The 20,228-nt window shown below is 67.3% G+C and carries 22 protein-coding genes and 1 pseudogene; 13 read left to right on the top strand and 10 right to left on the bottom strand.

Annotated features, from left to right (window positions below; translation table 11 throughout):
- The 3 genes and pseudogenes from P6F26_RS18250 to P6F26_RS18240 all read left to right on the top strand — a co-directional run.
- A pseudogene (locus tag P6F26_RS18250) lies at window positions 1-237 on the top strand (hypothetical protein); the annotation flags it as partial.
- A gap of 81 nt (window positions 238-318) precedes the next feature.
- A complete protein-coding gene (locus tag P6F26_RS18245) occupies window positions 319-840 on the top strand; it encodes a P-loop nucleotide/nucleoside kinase family protein (RefSeq protein WP_278030138.1) in 522 nt (173 codons plus the stop codon).
- Window positions 841-945: 105 nt separating this feature from the next.
- Window positions 946-1,464: a GNAT family N-acetyltransferase gene (locus tag P6F26_RS18240; protein WP_278030137.1), complete on the top strand. Its 519-nt coding sequence runs from the start codon at window positions 946-948 to the stop codon at window positions 1,462-1,464.
- 400 nt (window positions 1,465-1,864) lie between these two features.
- Here the strand turns inward: P6F26_RS18240 and P6F26_RS18235 are convergent, their stop codons facing one another.
- Window positions 1,865-2,809: an alpha/beta fold hydrolase gene (locus P6F26_RS18235; protein WP_278030136.1), complete on the bottom strand. Its 945-nt coding sequence runs from the start codon at window positions 2,807-2,809 to the stop codon at window positions 1,865-1,867.
- 89 nt (window positions 2,810-2,898) lie between these two features.
- On the opposite strand from P6F26_RS18235, the gene P6F26_RS18230 reads away from it, so the two are divergent.
- Complete coding sequence (locus P6F26_RS18230) at window positions 2,899-3,612, top strand: helix-turn-helix transcriptional regulator (protein ID WP_278030135.1); 714 nt, start codon at window positions 2,899-2,901, stop codon at window positions 3,610-3,612.
- 87 nt (window positions 3,613-3,699) lie between these two features.
- Here P6F26_RS18230 and P6F26_RS18225 read toward each other — a convergent pair whose 3' ends face one another.
- Window positions 3,700-4,401: a recombinase family protein gene (locus tag P6F26_RS18225; protein ID WP_278030134.1), complete on the bottom strand. Its 702-nt coding sequence runs from the start codon at window positions 4,399-4,401 to the stop codon at window positions 3,700-3,702.
- A gap of 264 nt (window positions 4,402-4,665) precedes the next feature.
- Entirely contained in the window at window positions 4,666-5,301 is a 636-nt protein-coding gene (locus P6F26_RS18220) for a TetR/AcrR family transcriptional regulator (protein ID WP_278030133.1), read from the bottom strand.
- Window positions 5,302-5,513: 212 nt separating this feature from the next.
- On the opposite strand from P6F26_RS18220, the gene P6F26_RS18215 reads away from it, so the two are divergent.
- Window positions 5,514-6,827: a tetratricopeptide repeat protein gene (locus tag P6F26_RS18215; RefSeq protein WP_278030132.1), complete on the top strand. Its 1,314-nt coding sequence runs from the start codon at window positions 5,514-5,516 to the stop codon at window positions 6,825-6,827.
- Window positions 6,824-7,642 carry a GNAT family N-acetyltransferase gene (locus tag P6F26_RS18210; RefSeq protein ID WP_278030131.1) on the top strand — a complete coding sequence of 273 codons (819 nt, stop codon included), beginning with the start codon at window positions 6,824-6,826 and terminating at the stop codon, window positions 7,640-7,642. The genes P6F26_RS18215 and P6F26_RS18210 overlap by 4 nt, the downstream gene beginning before the upstream one ends.
- Window positions 7,643-7,880: 238 nt before the next feature.
- Here the strand turns inward: P6F26_RS18210 and P6F26_RS18205 are convergent, their stop codons facing one another.
- The 4 genes from P6F26_RS18205 to P6F26_RS18190 all read right to left on the bottom strand — a co-directional run bounded on the left by P6F26_RS18205 (window position 7,881) and on the right by P6F26_RS18190 (window position 11,260).
- Window positions 7,881-8,372: an SH3 domain-containing protein gene (locus tag P6F26_RS18205; RefSeq protein ID WP_278030130.1), complete on the bottom strand. Its 492-nt coding sequence runs from the start codon at window positions 8,370-8,372 to the stop codon at window positions 7,881-7,883.
- 23 nt (window positions 8,373-8,395) lie between these two features.
- Window positions 8,396-10,249 (bottom strand): serine hydrolase domain-containing protein, encoded by a 1,854-nt coding sequence (locus P6F26_RS18200; protein ID WP_278030129.1) that lies wholly within the window; start codon window positions 10,247-10,249, stop codon window positions 8,396-8,398.
- A 116-nt stretch (window positions 10,250-10,365) separates the two neighbouring features.
- A complete protein-coding gene (locus P6F26_RS18195) occupies window positions 10,366-10,578 on the bottom strand; it encodes a hypothetical protein (protein WP_278030128.1) in 213 nt (70 codons plus the stop codon).
- A 31-nt stretch (window positions 10,579-10,609) separates the two neighbouring features.
- A complete protein-coding gene (locus tag P6F26_RS18190) occupies window positions 10,610-11,260 on the bottom strand; it encodes a pyridoxamine 5'-phosphate oxidase family protein (protein ID WP_278030127.1) in 651 nt (216 codons plus the stop codon).
- Between the two features lie 78 nt (window positions 11,261-11,338).
- Between P6F26_RS18190 and pdxR the strand changes: the two genes are divergently transcribed.
- Both pdxR and P6F26_RS18180 read left to right on the top strand, forming a co-directional pair.
- Complete coding sequence (gene pdxR, locus P6F26_RS18185) at window positions 11,339-12,775, top strand: MocR-like pyridoxine biosynthesis transcription factor PdxR (RefSeq protein WP_278030126.1); 1,437 nt, start codon at window positions 11,339-11,341, stop codon at window positions 12,773-12,775.
- A 96-nt stretch (window positions 12,776-12,871) separates the two neighbouring features.
- Complete coding sequence (locus tag P6F26_RS18180) at window positions 12,872-13,972, top strand: acyltransferase family protein (RefSeq protein ID WP_278030125.1); 1,101 nt, start codon at window positions 12,872-12,874, stop codon at window positions 13,970-13,972.
- 12 nt (window positions 13,973-13,984) lie between these two features.
- Here P6F26_RS18180 and P6F26_RS18175 read toward each other — a convergent pair whose 3' ends face one another.
- The 3 genes from P6F26_RS18175 to P6F26_RS18165 are packed head-to-tail and all read right to left on the bottom strand — an operon-like array spanning window position 13,985 to window position 16,349.
- Window positions 13,985-14,581: a DUF1349 domain-containing protein gene (locus P6F26_RS18175; RefSeq protein ID WP_278030124.1), complete on the bottom strand. Its 597-nt coding sequence runs from the start codon at window positions 14,579-14,581 to the stop codon at window positions 13,985-13,987.
- The gene (locus P6F26_RS18170; RefSeq protein ID WP_278030123.1) at window positions 14,578-15,483 is read right to left on the bottom strand and encodes a GNAT family N-acetyltransferase; all 906 of its coding nucleotides are present in this window, start codon (window positions 15,481-15,483) and stop codon (window positions 14,578-14,580) included. The genes P6F26_RS18175 and P6F26_RS18170 overlap by 4 nt, the downstream gene beginning before the upstream one ends.
- Window positions 15,480-16,349: a GNAT family N-acetyltransferase gene (locus P6F26_RS18165; protein ID WP_278030122.1), complete on the bottom strand. Its 870-nt coding sequence runs from the start codon at window positions 16,347-16,349 to the stop codon at window positions 15,480-15,482. The genes P6F26_RS18170 and P6F26_RS18165 overlap by 4 nt, the downstream gene beginning before the upstream one ends.
- A gap of 201 nt (window positions 16,350-16,550) precedes the next feature.
- Between P6F26_RS18165 and P6F26_RS18160 the strand changes: the two genes are divergently transcribed.
- The 5 genes from P6F26_RS18160 (at window position 16,551) to P6F26_RS18140 (ending at window position 20,227) form a co-directional block, all read left to right on the top strand.
- Window positions 16,551-17,558: a GlxA family transcriptional regulator gene (locus P6F26_RS18160; protein ID WP_278030121.1), complete on the top strand. Its 1,008-nt coding sequence runs from the start codon at window positions 16,551-16,553 to the stop codon at window positions 17,556-17,558.
- 191 nt (window positions 17,559-17,749) lie between these two features.
- Window positions 17,750-18,124: a hypothetical protein gene (locus P6F26_RS18155; RefSeq protein WP_278030120.1), complete on the top strand. Its 375-nt coding sequence runs from the start codon at window positions 17,750-17,752 to the stop codon at window positions 18,122-18,124.
- A 138-nt stretch (window positions 18,125-18,262) separates the two neighbouring features.
- Window positions 18,263-19,324 carry an NAD(P)H-dependent flavin oxidoreductase gene (locus P6F26_RS18150; RefSeq protein WP_278030119.1) on the top strand — a complete coding sequence of 354 codons (1,062 nt, stop codon included), beginning with the start codon at window positions 18,263-18,265 and terminating at the stop codon, window positions 19,322-19,324.
- A 28-nt stretch (window positions 19,325-19,352) separates the two neighbouring features.
- Window positions 19,353-19,592 (top strand): DUF1127 domain-containing protein, encoded by a 240-nt coding sequence (locus tag P6F26_RS18145; RefSeq protein ID WP_278030118.1) that lies wholly within the window; start codon window positions 19,353-19,355, stop codon window positions 19,590-19,592.
- Window positions 19,593-19,603: 11 nt separating this feature from the next.
- Window positions 19,604-20,227, top strand: coding sequence for a LysE family translocator (locus P6F26_RS18140; RefSeq protein ID WP_278030117.1), 624 nt, complete (start codon window positions 19,604-19,606; stop codon window positions 20,225-20,227).
- Window position 20,228 lies beyond the last annotated feature (1 nt).

Below are 20,228 nucleotides of genomic sequence, written 5' to 3'. Positions count from 1 at the left end.
GGATTGATGCGTTTTCGTTGGCTTGCCCTTGCCTTGCTGATCAACATGCCGGGCAACACCGCCATCGGTGGCGGAGGCGGCATCGCCATGGCGGTGGGCTACAGTCGGACGTTCACCTATCCGGCGTTTCTCGCCTGCGCGGCCGTGGCCGTGGCGCCGGTGCCCGCCCTCGTGATGCTGGCCGGAGTCACTGAGTTCGGAGAGCGACTGGGCCGATGGTTGGGGCACTTCGCTTGACCGCCAGTGCAAGTCGAGGTGCGCCGAGGGATTGCGAAGGCTCTTTGCGCCGTAGGTAAAGGATCAAGGGAGACGACATTGATGCCCAGCGGAAGCCCCGAACTGCACATTCTTTGCGGCAAGATCGCTTCGGGAAAATCGACATTGGCGGCCAGGTTGAGCGCGAAGCCAGACACGGTCCTCATCACCGAGGACGCATGGCTGAACGCCCTGTTCGGAGAAGAGATGCAGACCCGTGAAGACTACGTCTCATGCTCGCGCAGGATCAAGGCGGCCATGAAACCGCACGTGACGACACTCCTCAGGGCGGGCGTGTCGATCGTCCTCGATTTCCCGGCGAACACGCCCGGCCAGCGCCGCTGGTTCAGGGAAATCATCGAGACCACCGGTGTCGCACACGTGCTGCACGTCCTCGACGTCTCGGACGAGGTCTGCCTGGCGAGACTGCGCGCGCGCAATAGCTCGGGCGATCACCCGTTCGTCGTGACAGACAGCCTGTTTCACGAAGTCACGAGCTACTTCACGGAACCCGCGGCGGATGAAGGGTTCACGATCCTTCGTCACGGCGATGAAGCAGAAACAACCACGGCGCCAGCACCATGAACGACCGAACGCTCAGCTCATTCCTGGAACCTGTGAGCTGCACATGCACGAAAGTCTGCTCTACACGACCTGCGAGTCCACGGGACGGCACCGGAGGAGGCCCTCTTGAGACGTGAAATCGCATTCGTTCGTCTGTCGGAGATCGCGCCGGCGGAAATCGCAGACCACATGTCCGATCCGCGCGTGGCAGAGCACATGCCGCTGCTGACCTCGGGCTGGGACGAAGCCGCAGCAGCCAAGTTCGTCGCCATGAAGGAAGCCTGCTGGGCCCGAGACGGGCTCGGCCATTGGGCCTTCCTGGCCGATGGCCGATATGTCGGATGGGGCGGTTTCCAGAGGGAAGGAGACGAGTGGGATTTCGGACTGGTGCTGCGGCCAGACGCTTTCGGGCTCGGGAGGCTGATCGCGAGGAAAGCTATCGACTTTGCAGTTGCGGACGCGCGCATCCCTTTCGTGACGTTTCTTCTGCCACCCTCCCGAAAGAACCTTGGCGCACTCGAAAAAATCGGTGCCCGGCCGATCGGCAAGATCGAGTACGACGGGGCCAAGTTCCTCAAGTTCCGGCTCGAGACCGAGAGCGCTGACTTGCGCACATCAGAGCAACGTACTCACCCTTGGACCTAATCCAAAGAATTCCTGCGTGCTTGCTGCCGCAAAACCGCGTAGTGAGCGAACATCTCCGCGATCGAAGTGCTTTCCGGCAGCAGAGCCAGTTCCTCGTCTGCCTGCGCCTGGAACTCCTATACTCAACAACCGAAGGATACGCCTTCGGACCAGCGCCGTCAGAAGCGCCCGTTGGGCAGCCGCTCAGTAGGATCGCCGCCAGAACAAACACTTCGATACCCCGCCAAGCTGCCTCGTTCGACGATGCGGCGGAAGGCCTGCATGACAGACAGCTTGTCCTTTCGTCACGGTCGTTCCTGCACGAGCACGCCTTGCAGGTCGCATGCACCTTGACCCTATCACGGGCAAGGCAAGGCGCGAACGAATTGCATTCGCGCCCGCCGATGGACCGAAACGCCGCCTAGGCCGCCTGCCGAACCGCAAGCCAGTCCAGGATCGCCCGAGTGGTCTCGTTGGGCTTCTCCTGCTGGATCCAGTGGCCGCAGTCGAGGCTGAGCACCTCAACGTTGGGGACGAAATCCGCGAGGTTCTCGGATGGTGGGATCATGTCCCGCGTCCCGTAGATCATGAGTGCCGGATGCCGGACGACGGGGTCCACATCCGCCAGAATGTGCCAGTTGCGATCCATATTCCTGTACCAATTGATGCTTGGCGTGAAGCCGACTTTCTTGAAGGCTGAGATGAAGACGGCGAGATCCGCGTCGCTCATCACGGGATCGCCTGCGGGCGCTGCGGCGGTTGCGAGGTTAATCATCATCATCCCCGGCTCGGGCGGCACAGGCGGCAGGTTTTTGCGGAACAGGTTGCGCAGGAAGCGGTCGGTGTTCGCATCGAAGACTGCGTCCGCGACACCGGGCTGGCGGTTGAAATGGACGAAATAATTGTCGGGCCCGAACACGCTTTCCATGAACGCGATCCACGGAATCGGGGTGCGGGGCTGGTAGGGCAGCGCCAAGTTGATGATCCGGTTCACGTGATCGGGATGCAGGAGCGCCATACTCCAGACGACGTTCGCGCCCCAATCCTGGCCGACGAAGATGGCGTCCCGATACCCAAAATGATCAAGAAGCGCGGCCAGATCGCCCGTCAGGTGTGCGATGTCGTAGTCTTCCACCGCCGCCGGGAAGGACGAGTTCCCGAAGCCCCGCTGGTTCGGCACGATGACGTGGTAGCCCGCCGCTGCCAGCGCCGGCATCTGGTAACGCCAGGAATAGGCATGCTCGGGCCATCCATGGCACAGCACGATCGGGTTTCCCCGGTTCTCCCTACCGGCCTCGAAGACCTCGAGTTGGATATCTCCGAGCGTGATCTTCGTCGGCGTGGCGAAATGGGAAGTGATGGTCATGGCAGCTACTCCTTTGCTTGATTGCCTCGACCTCCGCTTAAGCCAAAAACAATCCAAAATCTGACACCTTTTTGTGGTAGACATCCGACATGAAGAGCCGCAGTCGCCAAGACGCCATCGTGCGAACCCTGCGCCGCACCGGGACGACGACCATCGACGCGTTGGTCCGAGAGGTCGGCGCCTCTCGAAGCACGATCCTGCGGGACCTCTCGGCCCTGCGCGACGAGGGCTACGTGATCCACGCCGAACAGGGCCGCGGTGGCGGGGTGTACCTCGATCCGGGGTCCGTGCAGGCAACGGCGCGGCTCTCGGTCGCCGAGGTGTTCGCTCTCATCATCGGCGTGTCGAGCATGCGGGCCGCCCGAACGCTTCCCTTCTCAGGCGTCGCCGATGCAGGGCTCGCCAAGATCGAGAAGGCCTTGCCACCCGATAGGCTCCGCGATCTGCGCCGCCTTCTGGACTGTCTCTATGTCGGCCCCCTGGCCCCCGAGATCGACACGTCGAACCTTGGAGAGATGGACCCCGCCCTGCTAACCGCGTTCGAGACGTCGTTTCTGGAGCGGCAGTGCATGAGGTTCCGCTATCGCGACGCGAAGCGTGCCGAAACCGAGCGGCAGGTGGAACCCCAGGCCATGCTGATCCTGCCGCCGCTGTGGTACCTCGTCGCCTGGGACCCGGCGCGCGGGGATTTCCGCCATTTCCGCATGGACCGGATCAGCCGGCCCGAGGTCATCGAGGGAACGTCGTTCCGCTCTAGGCATGTCCATTTCGACGACGGCGTGCGTGCCGTTCGATATGCCTAGCGGTCGTAGTGTCTCAGAAAGGAGACGGACACTTCGGGCTCCTTCTTGCCATTCGCTGCGTGCTGCCCGCACGTCCGCTACAGGGGCTCACGAGACCGTCAACCTCGCTCGCAGGTTCCTGACGTTCGACACATGCCACCGGCCGCCCCGCCTTGTCATCATGCCCCGGGCGTTGAGCACATCAGCTATGCCTCGCAACGTGGTATGGCCCTCCGCCCTAAGCGCCTCGACCACGGGCCCCAACGCAGCCGCATGCTCGTCGGCATTCTGGCGAACGGTCTCGTGCAACGCGGCCCCGCCCTTCCCTGCCCGTCTGAGCGCTGCTGCTCCGTTCGGGTTGCCCAGCTTCACCCCGCGGGCCTTTGCGGCTGCCAGCGCCTCCTTCGTTCGCCGCGAGATCGCCTCCCGCTCCTGCTGGGCGACCAGCGCCATGATGCCCACTGTCAGGTCGTTCGCCTCCTGCATGTCGCAGGCCACGAACCTGACACCGGCGTCCCGCAGCGTGAGCAGGAAGGCCGCGTTCCGGCTCAGCCGGTCGAGCTTGGCGATGACCAGGGTCGCGCCCGTGATCCGCGCCAGCTGCAGCGCCTTCTCAAGCTCAGGCCGGTCGTTCTTGCGACCGCTCTCCACCTCGGTGAAGCGCGCCAGGATCATGCCGCCCTTGGTCGCGGCGTAGGCGTCGATGGCCTTCCGCTGCGCCTCGAGCCCCAGTCCCGACTTCCCCTGCCGTGCCGTCGAGACCCGCTTGTAGGCCACAAGCTTCGGATTTGGGGCAGCATTTCTGACCATGTACACACCTGCCTAACGTTCGTTGCGCAGTTCTGTACATCGACCGGAGGCGCATCTCGGGAGGAAACGGGACCGGGGTCGAACCTTCTCCATCGGCTAAGCCATTGTTTTATTTGGCGGGAATGAGGTTTCGGGTGGTCGTCCGGTTCTATCGCGACTGGCAACGAACTGTATCAGCTGCTTTCACCGTCTTTTCCCGCACTGCTCGGCTCGTCCACGTCAGCTGCACGGGTCAAGAAATCCACGAGGGGTCTGGGGTTCGCGTCAGCCCTCCGGAATGGGCACGAACAGCGCCTGCACGAGGGCCCGGAACGTCAGGATCTGACGCTTCAGCGAGGCCGGGTCATGCAGCGCCTTCGCCATCACGATCCCGCCCTCCAGCACGGTTGAAACGAGATCCGCCAGCTCGTCGAGGTCGACGGGCTCTCGGGGGCGGTATCGGGTGCCGATTTCGTCCAGCATCCCCCGGAAGCGTCGGCGCCACTGCAAAGCTGCCTCGGTATTGATCTCGCGCAGCTCTCGGTCGAACATCCGCTCGTAGTAGGTTGAGACCGCAACCATGCAGCCCGGATGGCCGTTCGGCATGTCGCCCATCACGTCGGCCAGCAGTTTCAGGCCCAGCAGGAACACCTGCAGAGGGTCGTCGACGAGATCCCTCGCTTGGTCAAAGATGCGGTCGTAGACCTCCTCGTCCTCGGCGATGTATCGGCGCAGGAGCGCCTTCGCGAGATCGTTTTTGTCCTTGAAGTGGTAGAAAAAGCCGCCCTTGGTCAGACCGCATTCGACGATCAGTTCGTCGATCGAGGTGGCGGTGAAGCCCTTCTCGAGGATCGAGCGCTGGGCGGCATCGAGAAGCCGTTGCTGTGTCGCCTCTCCCTTCGACATGCGTGCGCCGGTCATCGAAACTGTACCTCTGGTCGGTTTTCAGATGCGTGCGGGGTCGAGGCCCGTGAACGCGGCCCCATCCAGTAAACGATAGCACCCTGAACTGATTGGGGAAATCGGAATTGGGGCAAACCTGACCATGCCACCAGTAGAGTGCAAGCTCCCGATCAGGCACATCCATCGCCGATCGGGCCCAGAAGGCCCCTATCCCCTTTTCGGAGCCAAGCATGATACACGATGCACAATCCAATCCGCTCGCCGGGGCCACGCCCGCGGCACGCGACCTGTTCGACGCCGGCTGCGAGGCCTTCGCCACCTATTCCGGTGACCCGGTCAGCCTGTTCGACGCCGCCGCCGCCGAGGCGCCGGACTGCCTGATGATCCATCTCGCCCGCGCCTGGTGCTTCACGCTGGCCACCGAACCCGAGGCCGCCGCCGCCGCCCGCGCGTCGCTGGCCGAGGTCGCCCATCTCGCCGCCGACGACCGCACGGCAGGGCACCTCGCCGGGCTGCAGGCCGCGCTTGCCGGCAACTGGACCGAGGCCGCCCGCGCGATGGAGCACCATTCGCTGCGCTTCCCCCGCGATCTGATCGCGCTGCAGGCCGGGCACTTGCTCGACTTCCTGCGGGCCGACGCGCGCACATTGCGCGACAGGATCGCCCGCGCACTGCCGCATTGGGACAGGGTGCCGGGCCACTCCCTCGTGCTCGGGATGCACGCCTTCGGGCTGGAGGAGACCGGCGCCTACGCCCGGGCCGAAGAGATCGGCCGTGCAGCCGTCGAGGCGAACCCGAGCGATTGCTGGGCGCATCATGCGGTGGCCCATGTGATGGAAATGGAGGGAAGAGCCGCCGATGGACTCGCCTGGATCACGTCGCGGGAGGCGCATTGGGCGCAAGAGAGCAACTTCCTGAAGGTCCACAACTGGTGGCACCGGGCGCTCTGCCACATCGAACTGGGCGAGCCGCAGGCGGCACTGGCGCTATATGACGGTCCGATCCAACAAGGCGGCGCCGCTATGGACCTCGTCGATGCGTCGGCGCTTCTGTGGCGGCTCGACCTCATGGGTGTGGATGTCGGCGACCGGTTCGGCGCATTATCCACCCGCTGGGAGGCGCTGTCGGACGGTCAACTCTACCCTTTCAACGATCTACACGCCGCAATGTCCCATTTGGGCGCCGGGCGTGAGGCCGAGGTCGAGCGGCTGCTTGCCCGGATGGCCTCTGCGAATGGCAGCGAGACCGCGGACTGGGTTCTCCGGACAGGCCGGCCGCTAATCGAAGGCTTCCGCGCCTTCCGCCGGGGCGACCATGCCAGCGCGGCCGAGCGGCTCTGGTCGGCGCGACACATCGTCAACGTCTTTGGTGGAAGCCACGCCCAGCGGGACGTGATCGACTGGACGCTGACCGAGGCCGCGCTCCGCGGGGGACTCTCCGACATGGCCGACGCGCTGGTGGCCGAACGGCGCGCGCTGCGCCCGCACAGCCCGGTGAACCTTGCCTTCCGTGACCGTCTGTGCATCAAGAGGATCGCCGCATGACCTGCCATTCCTCCCTTTCACCCGCCCATCTCGACGCCGATCTCCTGACCGAGGGCGAGGCCATCGAGCGGCTGGCGCTCCGGAGCCTGCACGAGGCCGCGACGCCCGACCAGCGCCGCGACCTGCGGCTCGACTGGCACGAGACAGCCGGGTCCGTGGCGTCGGTCGCCGGCGCGCTCCCCGCCTCCGCCATAGTGGTAAACCGTGCCTTCCTGTGCGAGGGCGCAGAGGTCTCCGCAGCAGCCGAACCTTATCGCAGGGCGAGCGTCGCACGGTTCTTCCTGCACGTCCCGAAGGACGGCGGCACCGCCGTGCCGACGGACTTCACGGAGGCCCGCCCGTGGCAGAAGTTCCTGCGCATGCGTGGCGCCCCGCTGCCGGATGCCCCCGCGATCGACATTGCGCGGGTCGCCCCCGGTCCGACCGCCGAGGCCGTCGCGCGGATCGTCTGCGCCGCCTTCGACCTCGGCCCGGTCGCCGAGGGCTGGATCGCGCGCCTGTGCCTGGACGCGCGCTGGCAGATTTTCGTCGCCCGGATCGACGGCGTAGTCGCTGGCACCGGCGCGCTGTTCGTCTCGGGCGGCATCGGCTGGTGCGACTGGGGCGCCACCGCCCCGGCCTTCCGCGGCCGGGGCATCCAGCGGGCGCTTCTGCGCCACCGCCTTGCGACAGCCGATGCGCTCGGCATCCCCCGTGTCCACACCTGCACGGGTGCCCCCGCCCCGGGAGACCCGCAGCATTCCTATCGCAATATCTTGCGCTGCGGCTTCACGGAGACGGTCCTTCGGCGCAATCTGAAGCCCGATTGCCAGTAAAGGGCACAGCAGAAGAAACATCGTGACCGCGCGGGCACGCGCCCGTGCGGGGCGTTCTTGTGGCTATGATTTCGATTGAGGTCGCGACCGGGTTACGGAGAGGAATCGACTAGATCATTCTGCGCGCAATCCCGGTGCGACTTTTCGTGATCCCCCTGGTTTGCAGGGTCGTTGGATTAAGTTGCGCGCGGCGGGACGGCCGAGACCCACTCGAGCCGTTCTTGCGGACTTCATGGCTTCATCCATCGACAAGGACGAAATCCGACAGCCGGACCCAGCCTTCCCATCCGCCCTGGCGGATCTTCTGCCAGCCTTCTACCTGATATGGCAGAAGGGCGATGCCGCAGCTTTGCGGAACGAGGCGTGCCAGCATGCGCGAGCCATCTGAGGGCCACGCCCGCAGTGCCACGACTTGCGGCTGCGTGAGCGGGCTGAGGCAGTGCGTCGGGTGCGACACCGCCGCGATGTAGCGGCGGTGCACCCAGCCGGCATGGTGGCCGTCCTCGACCGGGCACCAGTTGCCGCGGCACGCTGCGGTTACGGTCAGTCCGCAGGTCGCATAGGGCAAGCGGGTCACGACACGCTGGCCGGTTGCGGGACCGACGCGCAGGTTCAGCAGATCGTCGGGCGAGACGTTGACGACGCAATGCTCGGCGCCCGGGCGGACCGGTTCGGCCGCTGCGTGACCGGTCGAGCCAAAGAGTGCCATTGGCGCGAGAGCCGCGAGCATCAGGAGGACACCTTTGGCAGACATCATTGCACCACCTCGAACACGTATTGCGCAGCGCCTTCGCCGAAGATCAGCGACCGTGTCGCCGGATCGAAAGCGAGCGGCATGGTGAAAAGCGGCCCTTCCCAGACGATCCAGCGTTCGGGTCTTGCGGGGTCAACGCGAACCTCGCCCGCCATCTCCCCGATGTCGAAGATCAGCCGGTCGCCCTCGCGCCGCAGGGCCACCTCGCCCAGGACACTCGACCGATACCGTCCCACGGCGGCACTGGCCACCTCGGGCGGGATCGTCTGCGCGCCGGCCCAGTCCGCGGCACGGCGGTCGGCCTCGGCCCGGGCAATCAGGGCGCCGGCATGGTGGGTTTCAGGCAGGTCGAACAGGACCTCGAGGAACCGCGCGCGGACCGCCTGGACGAAGTCGTTCGCCCGGCCCGCGTTGGTGAGGATAACGATGCCGGCCCCCGACTCGGGCAGGAAAGCCACCTCGCTCGTAAAGCCGAAGGTATTGCCGCCGTGGTGGATCAGATGCTGGCCCTTCCAGTCCTCGACGAACCAGCCGAGGCCGTAGGACATGGTCGCGCTGACCGGCACCTGCGGCGCGGTCAGATGGGCGAGGCTCTCAGGGAAGACGATGCCGTTCTCACCGCCGATGGCCAGCAAGGCTTGGAGGTAGCGCGCCATGTCGGCTCCGGTAGACCAGTGAGCGCCAGCAGGGGCGACCGGCAGCAGCGCGGCTTCGGTTTCCACGGGAAGCGCGGCCCGTGCGCCCGAGCCATGAGGGGCGTGGGGACGGGCCGTGTCGGGGTCGGCCAAGACCGCGGCGAAGTCGAGCGTCGAGCGAGTCATGCCGAGCGGGGCGAACAGGCGCTCGTCCAGAACCCGCGCGTAGCCGGCATCGAGCGCGCCCCATTCGGCCCCGTTGGCCGCTGCTGCGACCCAGCCGCCCGTCGCGACCAGCTGGTTGGAATACTGGAAGGCCTCGCCGAACCCGGTGAAGAACTCGAACCCGGCCAGAGAGCCGATCACCGTCTCGGCATCGAGGCTGTCCGCGTTGAACAGGAATTCCATGTCGCGGCGCGGCACGCCCGAGCAGGCGCAGACGAGGTTCTGGACGGTGATCGTCTCGGACAGCTCCGGATCGGCGACGGCAAAGCCCGGCAGGACACTCTGCACCGGTTGGTCCCAGGACAGGCGCCCCTCTTCCACCAGCCGGGCCATCAGCAGCGTCGTCATCGACTTGCCGACCGAACCGATCATCATCCGGGTGTCCGCTGTCACCGCATCGCTTGTCCCGACGGCGCGGACGCCGAAACCCCGAAGCATGCGCACCTCGCCGCCCTGCACCACGGCGACGACGGCACCCGGAACGTCGAAGCGGGTCAGGTTCTCCTGAACGTAGGCGGCCAGCGCATCCAGATCCGCCGCATCGAGGTCATCGGACGCGATACCGGCGAGATCGACAGTCGCCGCATCGGCAGGCTGGAACCCCGTCACGGCGATGTTCACCTGCGCGCCACGCCGCTCGAGCGCGGCCAGCGTTCCGCGGATCAGTGTCACATGCAGGCGGCCGCCGCGGCTCTCGACGATTGCCTGCCGGATCACGTCGCCCTCGGGCGGATAGGCGAAGGCCGTCGCCGCCTCGACCCCATCGCGGGGCGGGGCCGGGACAACGGCGTGCGGGGCGGGCACAGTCTCGCCAGCGGCGCTCCATGCGGCACCGACCGCCTGCGCCGGGTCGCTTGCGTCCGACAGACCGAACCAGAGCGCGATGTCACCCTCCGGGCTGGTCAGTTCCACAAGGGATCCCGACCCGGCGAGATGCCATCCCTCGGGCCAGGCGAGAACGAAGCGGTTTTCGGGATCTGTCCAACGGGTCATAGCGTCGTCCTCGGCGCAAACGGAAACGGTCGAGCCGATCAGAACCGCCCCGACAAGGAAGGTGGAGAGAAGAAGGTGTCTCACGGTGATGGTGCTCCGGTAACGCTCTTTTCGGCCTATCGCCACGCCATCATGGCGGCGCGCGCCGCGGCTTCGTGCGGCAGGAGCGTGCGCTCGCCGCGCGGGGGCAGACCGACATCGACGCGCAGCCGGTCATCGAGATGAGCGATGGCGGACGCCGTGTGGTGACGGTTGCAGAGGCTCGAGAGGGTGTCCCTCAGGGGCAAGATGAAGCGAGGGGTCGCGAAGGTCGTATCGGCGAAGGTCATGGGTTCGGTTCCTCTAAGGTTTATCATGCGGTCAAAGGGCGAACCGCGCGCGGGCGCGGGCGATCGAGGGCGGCTCGGGCAGCGTTTCCGGCGTGTGCGCGTCGGGAAGGCCCCGGCCGAGCGCCGTGACCACCGGTACGACACCGCCCCAGAGGCCGAGCGCATGGTCGCCCTCGTCATCGACGGGCGGGCCGCCGCGGACCTTGGCGCTTGCCGCTTCGATCGTCAGGGCGACGACGCCGGTGGCCTTGCGCTCCTGAGCGGTCATCGGGCGGATCTCGGCATAGCGGCCGGGAAGCAGATGCTCGGTGATGGCCTGAAGGGCGCTGTCCAGCTCTTCGGGGTCCGTCACCGCGCGGCCGGTCCCGTGCACCACTGCCGAGCGGTAGTTCACCGAATGGTGGAACCCCGACCGCGCGGCCACGATCCCGTCGAGCAGCGTCACGGTCATCGACAGGGGTGCCCCGTCGGCCAGCTTCACGATTCGCGCCTTCGACGCGCCGTGCAGCCAGAGGAATCCCGGGCCACGGGCATAGGCCATCGGCATCACCATCGGCCGCCCCTCGGCGACGAAGCCGACGTGCCCGACCATCCCGGCATCGAGGATCGCGTGGACCGTCGCCTCGTCGTAGTGCGCGCGCTTGGGGTTGCGGGCGCGGTTGAAGCGGGGCTGGTCGGTCATGGCGCATCCTCCTCTTTCGGGTGGGCGCCTTCTGCCCCATGATCTGGCCCCATGGAGGAGCCAGTCGGAAGGCGTTTCATGGAACCAGAGGTCTTTGCGAGTCTTGTGACACTCGACCCTTCGGCGTCCGAGACATTGGTCGCCCAGCTCTATCGCGGCATTCGGACGGCGGTTCTGGAGGGGCGGCTTGCGGTTGGTGAGGCCCTGCCGTCCTCGCGCGCCTCCGCCGCCCTTCTCGGCGTCGGGCGCAACACGGTGAATGCGGCCTACGAGCTTCTGGCCGCCGAGGGGGTGATCGAGGTCCGGCCCGGGACGCTGCCGCGCGTGGCGGCACTGGATCTCGGACGGGCGTCCGGTTCTACAGCGTCCGTCCGCCTGTCGGATCGCGCGCGGGCCGCAGGCACGACCCTTCGCCGGGGATTGTCCGAAGGCCGGCTTGCCCCCGGCTCGCCCGATCCGGCGCTGTTTCCCGCCGACGCCTGGGGCCGGGTCCTGCGCCGCGCCGCGCGGCACCGCCAGGACGGGGCCGAGGGCTACGCCCATTTCGAGGGCCTTCCTGAACTTCGCCAGGTCCTGGCCGACCAGTTGCACCGCCATCGCGGTCTGATCTGCTCGCCCGAGGATATCGTCGTGACGCCCGGAACGCAGGCGAGCCTCATGATCGCCGCAGCCACGTTCGCGGATCCGGGCGAGATCGCGCTTGTCGAGACCCCCGGCTATGTCAGCGCGCGCGCGACGTTCGAGGCGGCCGGGCTGACCTGCCGCGCGCTACCGGTGGACGCGCAGGGTGCCGATCCCGCAGCAGCCGACCTGAACGCTGTTCGGCTGATTTATCTCACGCCCTCGACGCAGTATCCCACAGGCGTGCGCCTGCCGATGCCGCGCCGCCTTGCCCTTGTCGAGGCCGCCCGCGCAACTGGTGCGATGATCGTCGAAGACGACTACGACAGCGAATTCGTCTGGGAAGGCAGAGGCATCGCCGCGCTGGCGGCGCTGCCCGACGCCGGTCATGTCGTCTATCTGGGCAGCGCCGCCAAGAGCCTGCTGCCGGGTCTGCGCATCGGCTGGCTGGTGGCGCCCAAGGGCAGCGCCGACGCCGTTCAGGCGGTGCAGCGCAGGCTGGGCCTCGCGGCCAATGTCCACGCACAGGCGGCTCTGGCGGAGTTCATGGCGCAGGGAGCCTACCGCGCGCATGTCGCGGCGATCTCCTCGGCCTATCGCGAGCGCCTGCGGCTCGTCACGTCGGCGCTGACCGAGGCGCTCGGGGACCGCGTCCAGCTTTCCGCTCCCGATGGCGGCCTACAGCTGACGGCCCGCTTGCCGGAGGTGGCGGATGACGGCCCGCTGCGCGCATCGCTGAACGACGCCGGCTTTGCCGTGTCTTCGTTGTCCGACTATTTCCTCGATGCTCCCGTGCAGGGGCTTGTCATCGGGTTCGGCACCGCAAACGCCCGCGATGCCCGTCGCTTCGCCGAGACGCTGCTCCGGCTTCTGGACAGGGGCGACGGAGGATAAACCCGAACCGGCTCCCATCAATCGATGACGACTGGTGCTGTGCGGGGGCGCACTTCCTCTGCATGGGTGGCGCCAGCTCTTTAGCAAGGCGCGACCATGACCACCATCACCGCAATCCGACCCGCCCCGTCCCTCACCCGCGCCGTCTGGATCGACCGGCTGCGCGCGGGCCTCATCCTGCTGGTGATCCTGCACCACGCCGCCATCACCTACGGTGCGAGCGGCAGCTGGCTCTTCAAGGCTACCGAGGCGACGAGCATACCGCTCACCTTCCTCGCTGCCGTGAACCAGGCCTTTTTCATGGGGCTGTTCTTCATGCTCTCGGGCGCGCTCGCGCCGAGATCGCTGGACCGGAAGGGTGCGGCCGCCTTCCTGTCCGAGCGCGTCCTTCGGCTCGGGCTGCCGGTCCTTATGTTCGGCTTCGTGCTCGGACCACTGACCGCCGCGCTGGCCAGCGCCCCTCCTGGCGACATCCTCGCGGAGACGGGCCGACGTATCCTGCAGGCCAGCTTCATCCTTGGCCCACTCTGGTTTCCGGCGGCCCTGCTGGTCTTCTCGATCGTCCTCACCGTTTGGCCTGGACACGTTGGCGAAACCCGGCCCGTGCCGCCCTTCGTTAATTGGTTTGGCCTCGCGCTCCTCACTGGCCTCGCCGCCCTCGCAATCCGGCAGGTCGTGCCGGTCGGCGCGACGGTCGCGGGCTTCCAGCTTGGCTATTTCGCATCCTACGTCGTTCTCTTCGTGGTCGGCGTGCAGGCGGGTCGGAACGGCTGGCTCGACCGTCTACCGGCGCGCAGCCTGTGGCGCTCCATGGCCGTGGGTCTGGCGACGCTCCCCGTTCTGCCGGCCGTGCTGCTGTCGACCGATGCCCCCCGCTTCGAAACGGGCTTTTCGCTGGCCGCTATCTCCTATGCCTTCTGGGAGCCGCTGGTCGCCCTTGGCACCATCGCCGCGCTCGTCCACTGGACCCAGCGCAGCGGCGATCGCGTCAAGGTGTTCTGGACCCGGGCCGCGGCGAACAGCTACGGCGCCTTCATCCTGCACGCGCCGATCCTGGTGGCTGCTAGCCGCGCGCTCGATGGCACGGGCGTGCCGCATGGCGTGGCCTTGCCGGTGTCCGTGGTCGCTACGGCCCTCGCGGCCTTCGGACTGACGGCGCTATCGCGCAGGTCCGCGCTGGTGCGGCGGGTGGTCTGACGGCGAGGGCCCCTAGTAGGCCGGGGTGTAGTCGTGAAGCGCCGAGGCGACGGCGGGGCCGAGGGTGAACTCGCTGAAGCGCGCTCTGAACCCCGCACGCTCGGGCGAACACGCCATGGGCCCGACATGCGCCGGCCCCTCGGAAAAGGGCGCCACCCGTAGGAGTTGCCAGCGGTTCGCGGCATTGCGCGCCTGGATCACGACGGCGCCGCCTGTCCGCGTCAGGCGCAGGCGTTGCGGCCCGGGCGCAGGTCCCAGCGCCACCGTGGACCAGTCCGAAGCCCCCCGCGTCACCACGACCGAAAGGTTCGCCACCCCGTCGGACAGTTCGATCCCCGCCTTGATCCAGTGCGCCTCGTCCCGGCGCAGCATCACCCCAGCCTGATCGTAAAGCGCCTGGTAGTCACCGTCGAAGCCGACATGGGCCGTGAAGTCGCCCTCGACCGGCACCAGCAGCGCATGGCCGCTGTCGCGACGAAAGCCGTAGAGCGTATCGCGCCAGAAATCCGTGCGCTCGCCGGTTTCCAAGGTCAGGGCCTCGGCTGCCCGGTTCCAGGCGGGCGGCGGGTTCAACCAGTCGGCCCCATCGAGGGCTGTCAGTGCGGTCATGTCCGGTCTCCGTCCGTCGCCGTCATGCGGATCAGCGGCAGCGCGCGTCCGTGGTCGTCGGTGTCGCGCCGCCCCGTCTCGGCGAAGCCGCAGGCGGCGTAGAAGGCGCGCGCGCCCGCATTGGCCTCGTAGACCTCGACCGCCAGCCGCCCCTTGTGCCGAAGGGCCTCCCCGATCAGGGCGCGGCCCGCCCCGGAGCGATGTGCGGCAGGATCGACGAAGAGCCCGCCCACCAGGTCGCCCAGAAGTGCGATGAAGCCGATCACCGCGCCATCCCGCTCCGCGACGGTGATTTCGGCGGCCGGCATGTAGGTGTCACGGATGACCGCCGCATCCGCATTCAGCGTCGCGGCGTCGAGGAACGGATGCCCGGCCTCGGAGGCCGCGCGCCACAGGCTCATGCACCCCTCGAGATCCCGGTCAGCCTCGTAGGGCCTTAGCCGCAACCCGAGGTGCCCGAGCAGATGTGGCCGGAGGATGCCGGGGATGTTCCCCGGATGGACGGTGTCGGTGGTCCCGTCCAGGTCGTTCAGGCGCCACCACTTGTGGCGGTCAAGTACCTCGCGCTCATGCACGGTCCGGCCCGACAGGCTCAGGTCGGTCCTGTCGGTGCGGATGAGGAAGAACCTCTCCTGCGCCTCGACCCATGAGCCGTCCGGCATCTGCAGGGGAAAGTCGCGCGCATGGACAGGCGCGCCGGGGTCCGTGGCGGCGAGCCCGGTTTCCTCCGCGAGTTCGCGCAGGGCGGCATCCTTCCAGCTTTCGCCCGGCTCGAGCGCACCGCCCGGCGTGGCCCAATAGACCTGCCCGGCCAAGGGGCCGTCGCGGTGATTGAACTGCAGGAGCAAGACCCGGTCATCCGGATCGACGACCAGCAGGCGGGCGGCGGGGCGCGGTCTCATTTCAGCGGAGCGACATATTCATGCGACAAGGTGGGGAATCCCATCTCCGTCGTAGGATAGGTCCGCCGCCGCATCCAGCCTGCGCGTTCGTAAAAGCGGATCGCGCGCTCGTTGAAGGCGCGCACCTCAAGGTGCCGAGAGCCGAGCGCTTCGGCTTGACGCAGCAGGCGCAGCCCGATCCCACGCCCCTGAAACTCGCGCGCCACATGAAGATCTTCGAGACAGTCGTCCTCGACGCGGATCGCGCCGACCACATCAGGGCCCAGTTCGGCCACCTCGATACGGTCGAGTGACGCGTCGAGAAACCGCGCGACGGGATCCTCGGCCCGAAACCGCACCTCGGCCTCCGGCGGCAGATGCGGGGCCCAGAAGGTGAGCCACGAGTCGGTGAAGAGCGCGTGCAGGGCGCCGCGATCGGACGTCGTGGCCGGGCGGATCAGGACCGGCCCGGCGCTGGCGCTGGCGTTCCCGGCAAGCGATCCGATCTCTTCGCGATCCCCTTCGACCGCCGGCGCGGTGATGACGAGAAACCGGGTGGGCTCGCCACTCTCGTTCCGGACCTCGTGGGCAACGCCGGCGGGAATGCCGAGGAGATCACCCGGACCAAGCCGGCGCGTGTCGTCCGCCAGACGGATGAGCAAGACGCCCGAAAGCACGTAGAACGCCTGCTGACCCGACAGATGCCGGTGCGGACGTTCCGAATTTCCGGGCGGCATCCGCTCTTCCCGGATCCTCAGACCCGGCGTCTCGAGCAGCCGCCAGCCATCGCAGCCGTCTCCCCACGTGTAATGGGTTGCGGGATCGGCGCGGGACGAAGTCGGCAAAAGCATCGGGAGGTGGCTCTCTTGTTTGAAACGCGTCGGCAAGTGAATCAGACCGACTTAGAAGACGCGTCTTCGATCCGAGGCCGACACTGCACATGGGCAAGCGCTGCTTCCAATGACTCGTTGGCATCAAATCCTGCCAAGACGGACGCAAGGGATGGACTGGCTTGCGGCCCTGCGCGATGATTTCTCTGGAAATCCCCAATCGGGAGCATCTGCAACGCAGAGAGAGATCGTCGCACCGTGTCAAGGAGCGGTCAGATACAGCCGATCCGCCGCGTCGGGTTCCTCGTCTACGAGGGAATGGCGGCAAGCGACATCCTCTGGGAGATCGACATGTTCCGCCTCGCACCGGTGATTGCGGAGGCGGAAGGGTTCGCCTGCCCCAGCTACGAGACGATGGTCGTCGGGCTGAAGCGAGGTCCGGTGACGACGTGGTCAGGGTTTCAGATCGTTGTGGAGAAGGCTCTCTCCGACCTCGGGGCGCGGCTCGACCTGCTCTACATCGGCAGCGCCGCGCCGGAGAACCAGGAGCGGCTCGCGGCCGATTCGGGATTTGCGCGGGCCATGGCGACGGTTGCCTCCAGCGGCTGCCGCATCGTCGCCGTGGGGTCTGCCGCCCTGATCCTCGGTCGGCTGGGTCTGCTGCGGGGGCGGCGCGCGACGATCCATACGGTCGCAGCACAAGTCTTCAGGGCCGAGTTTCCGGAGGTGGAGTTCGATCCTGACCCGCTCTGGGTCGAGGACGGGCCAATCGTGACCACGGCGGGATCCATGCCTGCGGTCGAGTTCACACTCGAGGTGCTGGAGCGGGATTGCGGGCGGGCGATGTCCTTCGCCATCGCCAAGGCGGGCCTCCTGCCGATGCGGCGCGGATCGAGCCAGAGCCGACTGTCGGCAGCACTCGTCATGCAGATGGAGGCGAGCGACCGGTTCGACGGGATGCTGCAATGGCTGAGCGAGAACCTGCACGTGCAGGTCACGGTGGCCGATCTGGCGGATCTGGCGGGCATGAGCCCCCGCAACTTTGCGCGCCGCTTCGTGGAGCGGACAGGGACGACGCCCGCGAAACTTGTCGAGATGCTGAGGGCCGAACGCGCGCGGCAGCTGATCGAGACGACGGCCCTGCCGCTGGTGCGCGTGGCCGAACGGTCCGGTTTGCGCGACGAGCAAAGCCTCCGCCGCGCGCTCGTCAAGGCCTTCGGCAAGACCCCGAGCGCGCTGCGCAGCCGGTCGACGCCGGAAGACTGACACCAATGGCAGAAACTGTCGGGTCCTTGTCCTAGGGGCCCGGGGTCGTTTCGAGGTAGTTAGGCCGTGACACGAAACGGCACCGACACGAATGGCGCCTCGATCTGCAAGGACTGCGAACCCCCGCAATGACACATGCAATGACCCTCGACGGCACCGCCAACTCCTCGACCCGACGCACGGCTAAGGTGATGAAAACCGCTCAGGCTCTGGTGTTCCTCGGCCTCGGCGGCTGGTGCCTTCTGACACCCCACATGGTCGAAGAGCTGTCGCTGAAGCCCGAGTATCAACACCTGAGCGATACCACCGCGCTCCTCATGGGCTGTTTCGGCGCGCAAGCGATCCTTTGCGGCTCGCTCATGCTGCTCTCGCGGTTCACGGCAACCACGTTCCTCGGCTTCGGGCTTCTCGCCTCGATCCCGTTCTTCATCTTCAACGCGTGGTTCGTCTGGGTGGCGGAAATGTTCACCGCCTGGATGCTCCTCGACTTCGCCGGAAACGTCAGCTTCTTCCTCATCGGGATCTTCGGCTGGCGCCTGATGCGGCACGAGACGACCCCCGTCTGAGCCCGCAAGCCCCGGCGCCGCAGTTCCTCCCCTGACGCGGCGCCGGGCAACTCTGGCAGAAACTGACCGAACTCAACGGGCGGCGCATGGCGCTTGGCCGGCCGCCCTCTTCATGCCTCGTGAAAAGGAAAGACCCTGATGTTCGACACCGCAATCACCCGCCGCTTCGGCCTCAAGACCCCGATCCTGAACGCCGGGATGGCCATGGTCGCCCGGCCCGATCTCGCCGCCGCCGTCTCGAACGCGGGCGGGCTCGGCATGATCGGCGCCGACGTCGCCCCCGCCGAGGCCCTGTGCGCCATGGTGCGCGCGGTGAAGGAGAAGACCGACAAGCCGTTCGGCGTCGATCTGCTCGCGCCGATGATCACCGACGCACATCTCGACGTGCTGGCCGAGGAAGGTGTCGCGCTCTGCGTTGTCTTCTGGGGCAACCCCACGCGCGACCAGGTCGCGCGCATCAAGGCGGGCGGCAGCGCCTTCTGGATGCAGGTGGGTTCCGTCGAAGAGGCGCTGGATGCCAAGGCCCTCGGCGCCGAGGCGATCATCGTGCAGGGGCTCGAGGGCGGCGGCCACAACCGCTCGGTCGCGACGACTTTCAACCTGCTGCCCGCCGTCCGCGCCGCCGTCGCCCCGATCCCGGTGATCGCCGCGGGTGGCATCACCGACGGCGCCAGCATGGCGGCCGCGCTCGCGCTTGGGGCAGAGGCCGTCTGGTGCGGCACGCGCTTCCTGACGAGCCGCGAAGCCGACGCGAACGACGGCTACAAGGCGCGGGTGCTGGAGGCAGACGTGGGAGACACGCTTTCGACCACGCTCTTCGGCCCCGAGATGCCGCTCCAGCCCATGCGTGTGATCCGCAACGCCGCCACCGACGAATGGGCCGGCCGCGAGGAAGAGGCGATGGCCGCGACCGCCGGCCAGACCGCAGGAACCCTGCGCACGCCGGATGGCGAGGTGTCGCTGCCGCGCTTCTCCGTATACCTGCCGACGCGCGACATGGAGGGCGACCTCGACCAGCTCTGCCTGACCGCGGGCCAGAGCGCCGGCAAGATCCGCGAGTTGAAACCGGCGGCGCAGATCGTCGACGAAATGACCCGCGAAGCGCACGAGACCATCGCGGCGCTGGCGCGGCGTGCGACCGGTGCAGCGGCCGTTATGGCCGCCCTTCATCACGCGACCGCCGAGACTGCCCCGGCCTGAATACCGAACCCATTCTGAGAGAGACGACATGACGGACAATGTTCTGAAGAGAGTCTTCCCGACCCTCGATTTCACCAACCTGCCCCGAAAGGGCACGCGCCATCTGCACGCCCTGCTTCGGCGGGCGCGCGAGGCCCGGGACTTCCGCCATCTGGCGGGCCTTCCCGACTACCTCCTCGAAGACGTCGGGATGACACGCGAACAGGCGAAAGCGCTCGCGAGGCGTGCCACTTGGGATCCGCTGGCGCTGCGACGTCCCGCGGACTGAAAGGCGAGATCATGACCGGCTTCTGGACCCTCCACGCACCGGCCACGCTCGCCATGGTCCTGCCCGTGCTGATGATGCCGGGGCTCGACTTCGCGGCGGTCTCGCGCAACGCGCTGGCAGGGGGGCGCCCGGCTGGCATCGCCGCGGCGCTCGGCAATACGCTGGGCGCAGGTGTCTGGATCGTCGGTGCCGCGCTCGGCACCGGCGCCGTCACCGCGCGCATCCCCGGAGCGGAGGCGGCCCTCCGCCTCCTCGGCGGCCTCGTGCTCTTCTGGTTCGCCTGGCGGTTCCTGTCGCTTGCCCGAAGAGTGCAATCGGATACGCGATCGGGGCCGCCGCAGACCTCCCGCACCGGCGCGTTCCGCGACGGCGCGCTCGCCGCCCTCCTGAACCCGAAGACGCCGCTCTTCTTTGCCGCGGTCTTCGGTGCGAGCGGCCTCGCCACCGCCTCTACCGCAGACCGCAGCGCATTCGCGCTCGTCGTGTGCCTGCTGCACTTCGCATGGTTCGCGGGTGTGGCGCTGGTGCTAGACCGCATCGGAACGCGTCCAGGCAGCGGTCCGGTTCTGCAGATCGGTGCGGGCGCCGTCGCGATGGTTCTCGCCGCGGCCGGGATCATGGCGCTTCGCGGCTGAT

Source organism: Roseicyclus salinarum (assembly GCF_029624655.1).
GTDB classification, from domain to species: domain Bacteria; phylum Pseudomonadota; class Alphaproteobacteria; order Rhodobacterales; family Rhodobacteraceae; genus Roseibacterium; species Roseibacterium salinarum.
Note: the sequence above shows the minus strand (reverse complement) of the source record. Positions and strands in the feature narration are given on the sequence as shown.

Coding starts and splice junctions, on each gene's coding strand:
- P6F26_RS18245 (WP_278030138.1), top strand. CDS start 319: ATGCCCAGCGGAAGCCCCGAACTGCACATTCTTTGCGGCAAGATCGCT.
- P6F26_RS18235 (WP_278030136.1), bottom strand. CDS start 2,809: ATGACCATCACTTCCCATTTCGCCACGCCGACGAAGATCACGCTCGGA.
- P6F26_RS18230 (WP_278030135.1), top strand. CDS start 2,899: ATGAAGAGCCGCAGTCGCCAAGACGCCATCGTGCGAACCCTGCGCCGC.
- P6F26_RS18225 (WP_278030134.1), bottom strand. CDS start 4,401: ATGGTCAGAAATGCTGCCCCAAATCCGAAGCTTGTGGCCTACAAGCGG.
- P6F26_RS18220 (WP_278030133.1), bottom strand. CDS start 5,301: ATGACCGGCGCACGCATGTCGAAGGGAGAGGCGACACAGCAACGGCTT.
- P6F26_RS18215 (WP_278030132.1), top strand. CDS start 5,514: ATGATACACGATGCACAATCCAATCCGCTCGCCGGGGCCACGCCCGCG.
- P6F26_RS18210 (WP_278030131.1), top strand. CDS start 6,824: ATGACCTGCCATTCCTCCCTTTCACCCGCCCATCTCGACGCCGATCTC.
- P6F26_RS18205 (WP_278030130.1), bottom strand. CDS start 8,372: ATGCTCGCGGCTCTCGCGCCAATGGCACTCTTTGGCTCGACCGGTCAC.
- P6F26_RS18200 (WP_278030129.1), bottom strand. CDS start 10,249: ATGACCCGTTGGACAGATCCCGAAAACCGCTTCGTTCTCGCCTGGCCC.
- P6F26_RS18195 (WP_278030128.1), bottom strand. CDS start 10,578: ATGACCTTCGCCGATACGACCTTCGCGACCCCTCGCTTCATCTTGCCC.
- P6F26_RS18190 (WP_278030127.1), bottom strand. CDS start 11,260: ATGACCGACCAGCCCCGCTTCAACCGCGCCCGCAACCCCAAGCGCGCG.
- pdxR (WP_278030126.1), top strand. CDS start 11,339: ATGGAACCAGAGGTCTTTGCGAGTCTTGTGACACTCGACCCTTCGGCG.
- P6F26_RS18180 (WP_278030125.1), top strand. CDS start 12,872: ATGACCACCATCACCGCAATCCGACCCGCCCCGTCCCTCACCCGCGCC.
- P6F26_RS18175 (WP_278030124.1), bottom strand. CDS start 14,581: ATGACCGCACTGACAGCCCTCGATGGGGCCGACTGGTTGAACCCGCCG.
- P6F26_RS18170 (WP_278030123.1), bottom strand. CDS start 15,483: ATGAGACCGCGCCCCGCCGCCCGCCTGCTGGTCGTCGATCCGGATGAC.
- P6F26_RS18155 (WP_278030120.1), top strand. CDS start 17,750: ATGAAAACCGCTCAGGCTCTGGTGTTCCTCGGCCTCGGCGGCTGGTGC.
- P6F26_RS18150 (WP_278030119.1), top strand. CDS start 18,263: ATGTTCGACACCGCAATCACCCGCCGCTTCGGCCTCAAGACCCCGATC.
- P6F26_RS18145 (WP_278030118.1), top strand. CDS start 19,353: ATGACGGACAATGTTCTGAAGAGAGTCTTCCCGACCCTCGATTTCACC.
- P6F26_RS18140 (WP_278030117.1), top strand. CDS start 19,604: ATGACCGGCTTCTGGACCCTCCACGCACCGGCCACGCTCGCCATGGTC.